Source organism: Cupriavidus sp. NPDC089707 (assembly GCF_044748965.1).
GTDB lineage: Bacteria > Pseudomonadota > Gammaproteobacteria > Burkholderiales > Burkholderiaceae > Cupriavidus.
Window position 1 is genome coordinate 1 of record NZ_JBIVHB010000048.1, and the last position, 7,783, is coordinate 7,783.

The 7,783-nt window shown below is 62.5% G+C and carries 4 protein-coding genes and 1 pseudogene; all 5 read right to left on the minus strand.

Features of this window, described 5'->3' with window-relative positions:
* Positions 1 to 105: 105 nt before the first annotated feature.
* The gene (locus ACIP1U_RS32260; protein ID WP_400323924.1) at positions 106 to 396 is read right to left on the minus strand and encodes a hypothetical protein; all 291 of its coding nucleotides are present in this window, start codon (positions 394 to 396) and stop codon (positions 106 to 108) included.
* Positions 393 to 1,166, minus strand: coding sequence for a hypothetical protein (locus tag ACIP1U_RS32265; RefSeq protein ID WP_400323927.1), 774 nt, complete (start codon positions 1,164 to 1,166; stop codon positions 393 to 395). The genes ACIP1U_RS32260 and ACIP1U_RS32265 overlap by 4 nt, the downstream gene beginning before the upstream one ends.
* 5 nt (positions 1,167 to 1,171) lie before the next feature.
* Positions 1,172 to 2,396: pseudogene (locus ACIP1U_RS32270) on the minus strand (ShlB/FhaC/HecB family hemolysin secretion/activation protein); the annotation flags it as partial.
* 156 nt (positions 2,397 to 2,552) lie between these two features.
* On the minus strand, positions 2,553 to 2,900 hold the full coding sequence (imm45, locus tag ACIP1U_RS32275) for an Imm45 family immunity protein (protein ID WP_400323930.1): 348 nt from the start codon (positions 2,898 to 2,900) through the stop codon (positions 2,553 to 2,555).
* A partial coding sequence (locus ACIP1U_RS32280) for a hemagglutinin repeat-containing protein (protein ID WP_400323933.1) occupies positions 2,901 to 7,783 on the minus strand: 4,883 nt, incomplete at its 5' end.

A 7,783-nucleotide genomic window follows, 5' to 3' on the forward strand; every position in this document is an offset into this window, starting at 1 on the left:
CACTACGCCGCTTCGTCAGAAGTTAACAGAGCCAGCGTTCCAGCCGTTGCGCGTAAACGTCAGCCCAACCGACCCCAGATTTATGCAACAACGCCGATCTACGCGTTACGATTTGCGGTCGTCAGGTTCTGACCCATTCGTTTCAGATGTCCCTTCCGACGACTCCTCGTAGCTCTTTTTGGCTTCACGCCAAGCGGATTTTTCGAACGGTCTAAGACCTAGCATCTTTGCCTTGCTTGAGTATCCACCAACAGCGGCAAGAGCTAGACCGAAAGACATGAGCAAAATGGACTCAACCTTAGAGAGGCTTATAAAAACGATGCCCGCGCCCACGATGACAAGCGCCCATCTAGCTCCCGTAGAGAGCCCACCATCCTCAATAATTTTGATTTTCATTTCCCTGGCGCCTTATAGGGTTTTGCCCATTCTGAGCCTTTGACAGATTCTGCAACTTCATTGAATACAGGACTGCCCATTGGATATCGTTCGGAGACTGTGAAGTTAATTAGATCGACAGTGCTATCAAAGCCAAAGGCTTTGGCATTGGGGCGAGCAATTTGCTCTATCGCGCTAGCGGTAAGACCAAATGCCGTTGCACCCAGGGCTGTGACAACCGCACCGGGTTGATGAATACCTGGAACCGCTGCTGCAGCGCCTGCAGCAGCCGATACTCGGCCAGCTTGTTGGGATAGCGACGATGCCACATCAGCGACATTGGTGCGCCGATCAGCAATTTCCTGCGGTGAATAGTCCTTTTGCAGTCCCGCGGCACAAGCAGCCTGGCCCGCACCGCACTTGCCGGTCGGCAACTGCCCCATGGAATTACTGTACTTCACTACGTTGCTGTAGTCCTGCCGGCTAGCATATGGAACGTCGCCTTGCATTGTCTTCTGTTGTGACTGGATGTAGGCGATGATTTCGGCATTCCCTTGGGCTTGTAGCTCCCGGATTTGCGTCGTGCCAGCAACCGATACCCATTGCGCACCGCTATCGTAGGGCTTGGTTGTTGCCGCATCAATTTGATCGGGGCGACCTGACTCCAGCACGTTGCCATTCATATCAACTACGTCCGACAGGCGCATTTGGGCCTCGATCTGCTCTGCGGTGTACTTGCCTTGGCTGTTGGCCGCCATCTTCTTAGCTAATTGCCTTTCATCGGGATGCAACTGACGAACTGCGCGGCGCCGAAATAGTGGCGGTCGGTGAAGCCGGCCTCCAGCACGGTGTTGTTGCGATGCTGCTGTTCGATCTCGGTATCCTCGATGAAGCTCTTGCCAAAGCGGCGTGATAGGCGGAATTGCACGCCGAGCACGTCGTTCTGGCTGCGGCGGATCACGCGATGCAGCTTGAGGTCGACGGTCTGCGACCTGCCGCTGGAGATAAACGTCTGGTTGACGCCCGCGATCTGCTGGTAGTAGTTATTCGAGTAGGCCGAGAGCGTGGCGGTCCAGTAGCCCCATGGCACCGAATAGAAGCCATGCCAGCCCTTGGTGCCATGCTGCTTGTCGCTGAACTCCACGTCCTGCATGTAGCCGACGTTGAACAGGTCGTTCAGGCCCAGCGGGTTGTCGATGCCGACACTGAGGTTGCCCACCCACTTGCCGGTGGCGCGCGTGCCGGAGTTATCGAGCGACGCCACCACGGTCCACGGCTTGGCGCGCTTGACCGTGATGACCACGTCGCTGACGCCCGGTATCTGGGTGGGCACGACCTGCATGTCAGCGTCCTGGCTGGCAACGCGCTTCATCTGTTCCAGCCCCTGTTCCAGGTCGCGTAGATTCAGCAAGTCGCCCGCGCGTGCGGAGAAGGCGGATTTCCAAGTGCCGCGCGTGTCCCGATCGGCGAAGCGCAGCTCCCCGATTACGCCAGGAATCAGGGACAGGCGCAGCGTGTCGGTGCTCATATCTTGCTGCGGTAGGAGCACGCGCGTGGTGACGTAGCCCCGGCTCAGGATGGCCTGCGCCCCCCCGGGTCAGCGCCTCCAGTCCCTGCTTGCCGACGCAGGCACCTTGGTAGTGGTCCAGCCAAGCGCGGGCGAAAGCAAACGGATCTTGTGGCAACGGCAACGCGGAGGCGCCTTGTGCCTGCGATGCGGCGGACAGATCGGCCGGCACCTCCAGCACAAAGCGGTCGATGCGAAAGCATGGGGACTCATCCGGCAACGCAGGATAGTCGACCAGAGTCACGTCCTGCGCGCGTACGCCCGGCGCCTGCACTGCCTGGGCGCGCTCCCGGGCTTCCTGCTGCTGGCGGGTGCGCTGCTCCTGTTCGGCCGCCTTGGTAATCGCTTGGGCCGGCCCCGTTAAAAACGTTTGTCCTAATGCGGTAGGACTCACTAACAGCAGACCGGCAATGGATGGCCACGATTTCTTGGCCGTGAACTTCTTCTTGATCATTCAGAGGTCAAAGGTATTTGCCAAGCGAAAAGGGCTACGGTTCTGCGTGGTCACTGTCCTTTGGACAAGTCACATGTTTTAGCTGCGCCAGTCGATTTTCCGCCACTTCCGCCCGCCATGAAGCCTGCGCCGATGCTGACACTGCTGCCGCTGAATTCAGCTGGTTGTGGATGGAAGTCCAGGAACATCATAGCGATTGATTACATAAACATCGTCCACAGAACAATCCGGCCACGCCCATTTTTTCCAGTTTTCAGTGATCCATTGCCTAGAAATGCCACTTCCTTTTGCGTTATCAAAACCAGATTCCTCCGGAAGCATTACCGCTAGCAGTCCAGCTTTATGGCCCGTAGCAACAACTAGGGCACTCTCTCGCTCGCAAACAGGAAGGTAAGCCAGAAGAAAATCAACCGTATCTTCGTATGGCCAGCCCCCCGGGAATCGGAAAACTGCTCCATAACGAACAACGTCACAATCCAGATCAACGAGTTTTTTAATTTCCATTTATTTCACCTTCAAATCGTGTCCGCCGGACTTGTCCATGCTGCCGGAAACGGGAGATAGGTCCATCCGCACTTCACCTTGATGGGCTCCATTCTTCGAATTTACTTGCTCAAATCTCCCATGCTGGGTATCCAATGCGTACAAGTAGCCATCGTCCCCAACATATACGTCTCTGCCGTTGAGCCGGGACAGCTTACTATCCTTTACCCAGCCGTTTGCTTCGGCAACATTTTGCGCGGTTTGCTTCACCTCTGACACTCGCTCTCCGGGCGGCAACCCGACAAGGCTCTTTTCAAAGTCGGTGGCGCTTCTTCCGTCGGGGAGCGCTGCTCCATCGGATGTTCCCTTACTGAAGATCGCACCCAGCCCTTCCACAAGCTTGAGCGGATTCGGCAGTATGGTCCCAACGACAGCGCCTAGATTGTCGGCGGTCCCAACAATGGGTTGAATGAGGACCTTCGCCTCGTTGTCCTTAGACTGATCCGGCTTACCGGTCAGCTCCGCAGTATTCTGATCGGCAGGCTTGCCAGGTGTCTGGAAAGGCTTCTGCGGCGTGCCAGGTGTCGGCATTGGCCTGGGTGCAGGCAGGGCAAGCTGGTTGTTCTCGACCTCGAAGGTCGCCGCATTGGCCGCCGTGGCCGGGTTCATGCCGCTTGTGCCGGCAATGCCGGCGACCAGGCTCTGCACCATGCCCTCGCGCGCCTGTTTTTGCTCCGGCGTCATCCCTTCGGTCGACCCCAGCAGGCTGCCCAGCACCGACGCCGAGGCCTCGCCCATGGCCCCAGCACCGCATGACTGGCTGGCTGCGGCCGCTCCAGCACAGCCGACGATGGCATGAAGCGCCGCGCGTGCCGCTTCGCCTTGCGGCGTTTGATCGAGTTCCAGCGTGCTGATCAACTGCTTGACCTGATTGGCGGCGAGGCCCTGCAGATAGCCCACTGCCGCGCTTTGCACGAACTGCGCGGCCGAGCCGGTCACATTGCCGCTGGCGGCCGCCGCCAGCACCGTCATGACCTGCCGGTAGGTGCCACCCTGGCCCCACTTGGCCAGGTCGTCGGCTCGCTGCTGGAGTGCCGCGCGCTGCTCCGGCGAGGCACTGGGGTCCTTGTCAGCAGCGTCGGCCGCCTTCTTCGCCGCATCGGCCTCGTTGGCGCGGTTGTTCAGGAACACTCCTGCCTCGCGCTGCAGCGCCCCCACGATCTCGAACCCGGCCTTGATCTCCCGTTCGTTAAAGATCGGCGTCAGCGAGTTGCCTGTGTTGGTGGTGTCCCGGTTCAGGCCGGCAAGCGTCTCCGCACCGTCCTTGCCGGTCAGCTCTTTCTGCTTGGCATCGTTGCGGATCGTGACCGCGCCGGCGCTGACACCGCTGGAGGTGGTGCTGTCCGCGCTGCCTGAGGCCCCGGCCACCATGGGCGGCGCAAACGAGAAGCCTTGGCCGTTGCCGCCGGTCGTCGGCAGGGTCGTGCCCGGCACCGCGTCGCCGCCCGTGGTGGCCTGACCACCCTGGTTCAGGCCGACGCCGCTGCCCTCGCCAGTCGATTTGCCGCCACTCCCGCCCGCCGTGAAGCCGGCCCCGATGTTGACACTGCTGCCGCTGTATTCCGCATGGTTGTGGATGTCGCTCACCGTCAGCGTGTCGGTCGCAAGGGTGTTCTTGTCCGCCGTCCCGCCGGCAATGATGCCGCCCTTGAGGTCGGTATTGCCCTTCACGTCGATCTGGTACCCGCCATCGCCGGCACGGATCGCCGATTGCTCGCCCACGCTGGCGAAGTCGCTGTTGATCTTCTGCTGACCGACATTGGCACTACCCGAGAACCCGGCTCCCACAGTCACGCTGCCGCCGATCGACTGGTCCTTGCTTCGGTAGGTGCTGGTGTCCTGCAGGCTCTCGATGTTGAGGTCGGCCCCGACGTTGGCGACGACCTGCTTGCCGGATGCCACGGCACCCTTGAGGTTGGTGTCACCCCCGGAGTCGATCACCAGCGTATTGCCCGCCGTGGCGTGGCTGTTGGTCCAGGTCACGTCGTTGCCATCGGCATTGCCGCGCGAGGCCGCGGCGTTGGCGGTGACGCCGAAGGACGTGCCCTTGGCACCGACACTGATGCCGATGCCGACCCCGCCTGACACGCTCTGGCTGGTGCTGTGCTGCTCGGCAGTGCTGGCGGCGGCCTGCAGGTTCACCTGGTTGTCGGCCTTCAGCAGCATGTTGTTGCCGGACTGGATGTTGCTGCCGACCACATTGATATTGCTGTCCTGCCCGCCGCTCTCGGCGCGGATACGCACGTCGCCACCCGCGCTGACCTTGCTGCCAACCGCCGTCGTGGCGGTCTGCGTTTGCTGGCTGTCGCTCTTGGACCCGCCCACGGTAACGCTGATGTTGATGCCCCCGGCGCTCGCCGGGTCGCCCTTGACCGCGTCATAGGCGTTCTTGGCCGCCAACCCGCCGGCCGCACCGGCGAGGGCCTTCATGCGCGGATTGTCGGTCTTGCCCTGTGCCTCGGCCATCTGTCCAACAGTCTGTGCCGCCGCGATGAGCGGGTTGGACACGGCGACGGTCAGGCCACTCTGCTTGAAGTGCGTTTCCTGATCCATGCGGTACGTATCGGTCGCCGCGTTGATATCGACCGACTTGGCCTGGATGTCCACGTCGCCCTGCAGTGCGGTGACCGCACTGCCGGTCTGCTTGTAGGCTTCGCCCGCGCTCAGGTCAACGTTGCCGCCGACACTGCCCACCAGCGAACCGGTGTGGATCGTGGCCTGGACCGTCTCGCTCTGGTTGGTCTGCTGCTTGCCGACGGTGACCGACGCGCCACCGCTGGACATCAGCCCGGACTTGCGCGTCTCCTGGGAACTGCTGCTGGAAGACGTGCTTTCCGATGCGCCGATGGTCAGGTTGCGGTCGGCGTGCAACGACACATCGCCAGTTGCCCCGACGCTGGAGCCCGTCACAGTCAGGTCGCGGCCGGCGCGGCCATTGACCGAGTCTGCCGACACCATGGACCCGACGGCAATGTTCTGCGTCTGGCTGCTGGACTTGGTGATCTGCTCGCTGGCAAGGCCGGTGGAGTGCCGGTTTTGCGACCAGCTGTCGGCGCTGTGCTTCTCGTTGACCGCTCCAACGGTGACGTCGCCGGTTGCGATCAGGTTGGCAGCACCGTTGTCGGTGGTCACCGACGACCCGAGTACCGACAGGTTGCCGATGCCGTTGCTGTCGGTCGAGGCTGCAATGCCATTGGCGTGCAGCACCGAATTCACGGTGGCCGATTGGCCCGCTGCGAGGTTGGCTTTGTTGCCCGCGTGGACCGCACTGCCGCTCACGGACTCGTCATACGACGATTTCGTGTACTCCGCCCCCTTGCCGCCGAGCGAGCCTTCGCTGTGCGTATGGGTGTCGATCGCTGCGGTGACGGTGGTATTGCGCCCCGCCACCAGCGAGGCGTTACCGCCGGCGTCGATGCCTGAGCCGGTCAGCGTGGCATCCCGTCCCGCGACCGCCACCACATTGTTGCCGGCCTGCACCGAGCTGCCCACGTTGACGATGGTCTGGTCGTGGTAGTAGCCCTGGCCGCCGCGCGAGCTGGAATCCTGCGTGGTGCCAGTCGCCACCGTGCCCAGGTTCAGGTCACGTCCGGCGCCCAGCAGGGCACTGTTGCCCGCGCCGACCACGCCGCCGGCCATGTTGATATCACGCCCGGCAAGAATGCCGACATTGTTGGTTGCCGAGATCGATGCCACGGCGCCGATTCCTGTCGCCCCGGCACGGTTAGTGCCGTTCGTGACCTGGTTCGAGATCGTCTGCGTCTCGTTGATCACGTCGCGGCCAGCCGACACCAAGGTGTCAGTACCTGTGATCCTCCCGCCGAGGTTGCGCACGTCCTGCTGCGCGTTGACCACCGTCGTGCCGGTGTTGCCAATCTGGCCCCGGTTGACGATGTTGTTGCCCACGACCTGCGTCGCCACGTCGCCGACGATCCTGCCGCTGTTGGCGACGTCACCGGTGGCGTTCAGGTTCACCTGGCTGCCCGTCACCAGCGCCCCGGTGCTTTGCAGGTCGACCGAATTGGACTGCGCCAGGTACAGCTTGGGCACCAGCACGGTCTGGTGGCCGCCATCGGGCAGCGTCACCTCCCGGCTGACCAGCCACACCATGTCGGTGGTGAGTTGGGCCATCTGATCTTCGGACAGGCCGATGCCCGGCGCCAGCTGGAACCGCTTGGCATACAGAAGGCCGTTGTCCATCAGCGCCTGGTACTCGGCCAACTGGTCGCTGTAGCCGGCCAGGTAGGTGCGCCCGGTCAGTTGCGTCACCTGGTCGCGGACGAGCTTTTGCTCATACCAGCCATCGCCCAGGCGCTTCTGCGTCATGGCCGGGTCCAGGCCAAGCTGCCCGAGCATGTAGTCGCTGGAGATGAACTTGCCGTATTGCGTGAAGCGCAGGTCGGTGGCGATCAGGTAGGTCGCGCCCGGTGCGGTCTGATAGTGATACAGGCCGTTGGTGGGCAGCGTCAGGTTCGGGATGCCGCCGCTGGCAGTCCCCAGCGTCTGCGGCGCCTTGCCCGCGCCACCCGCAGCGCCGGCCACCTGCGTGCCGCTCGCGCCGCCGCCCGACAGGTTGCCGCCGCTCCCCGTCACGGTCTGGCCCTCGCGGTTCACGGTCGCCACGGTAATGGTCTGCGCCGTGGTCTGCACCGACTGGTTGGCCGAGGCAACCGCCGGCAGCGCCATCACCGTGGTCGGCGCCTGCGGGTTGGTTGGATTGACCACCACCTGCGTATCGCTGTTGCTGCTCGTCTTTCGATGCCAATAGAAGGTCGAGGTGTCGGTGGTGCTGACGGACTGCTGCAGCGCCGTGCCGATGTCCTGCACGCCGCCATTGGGCGCCA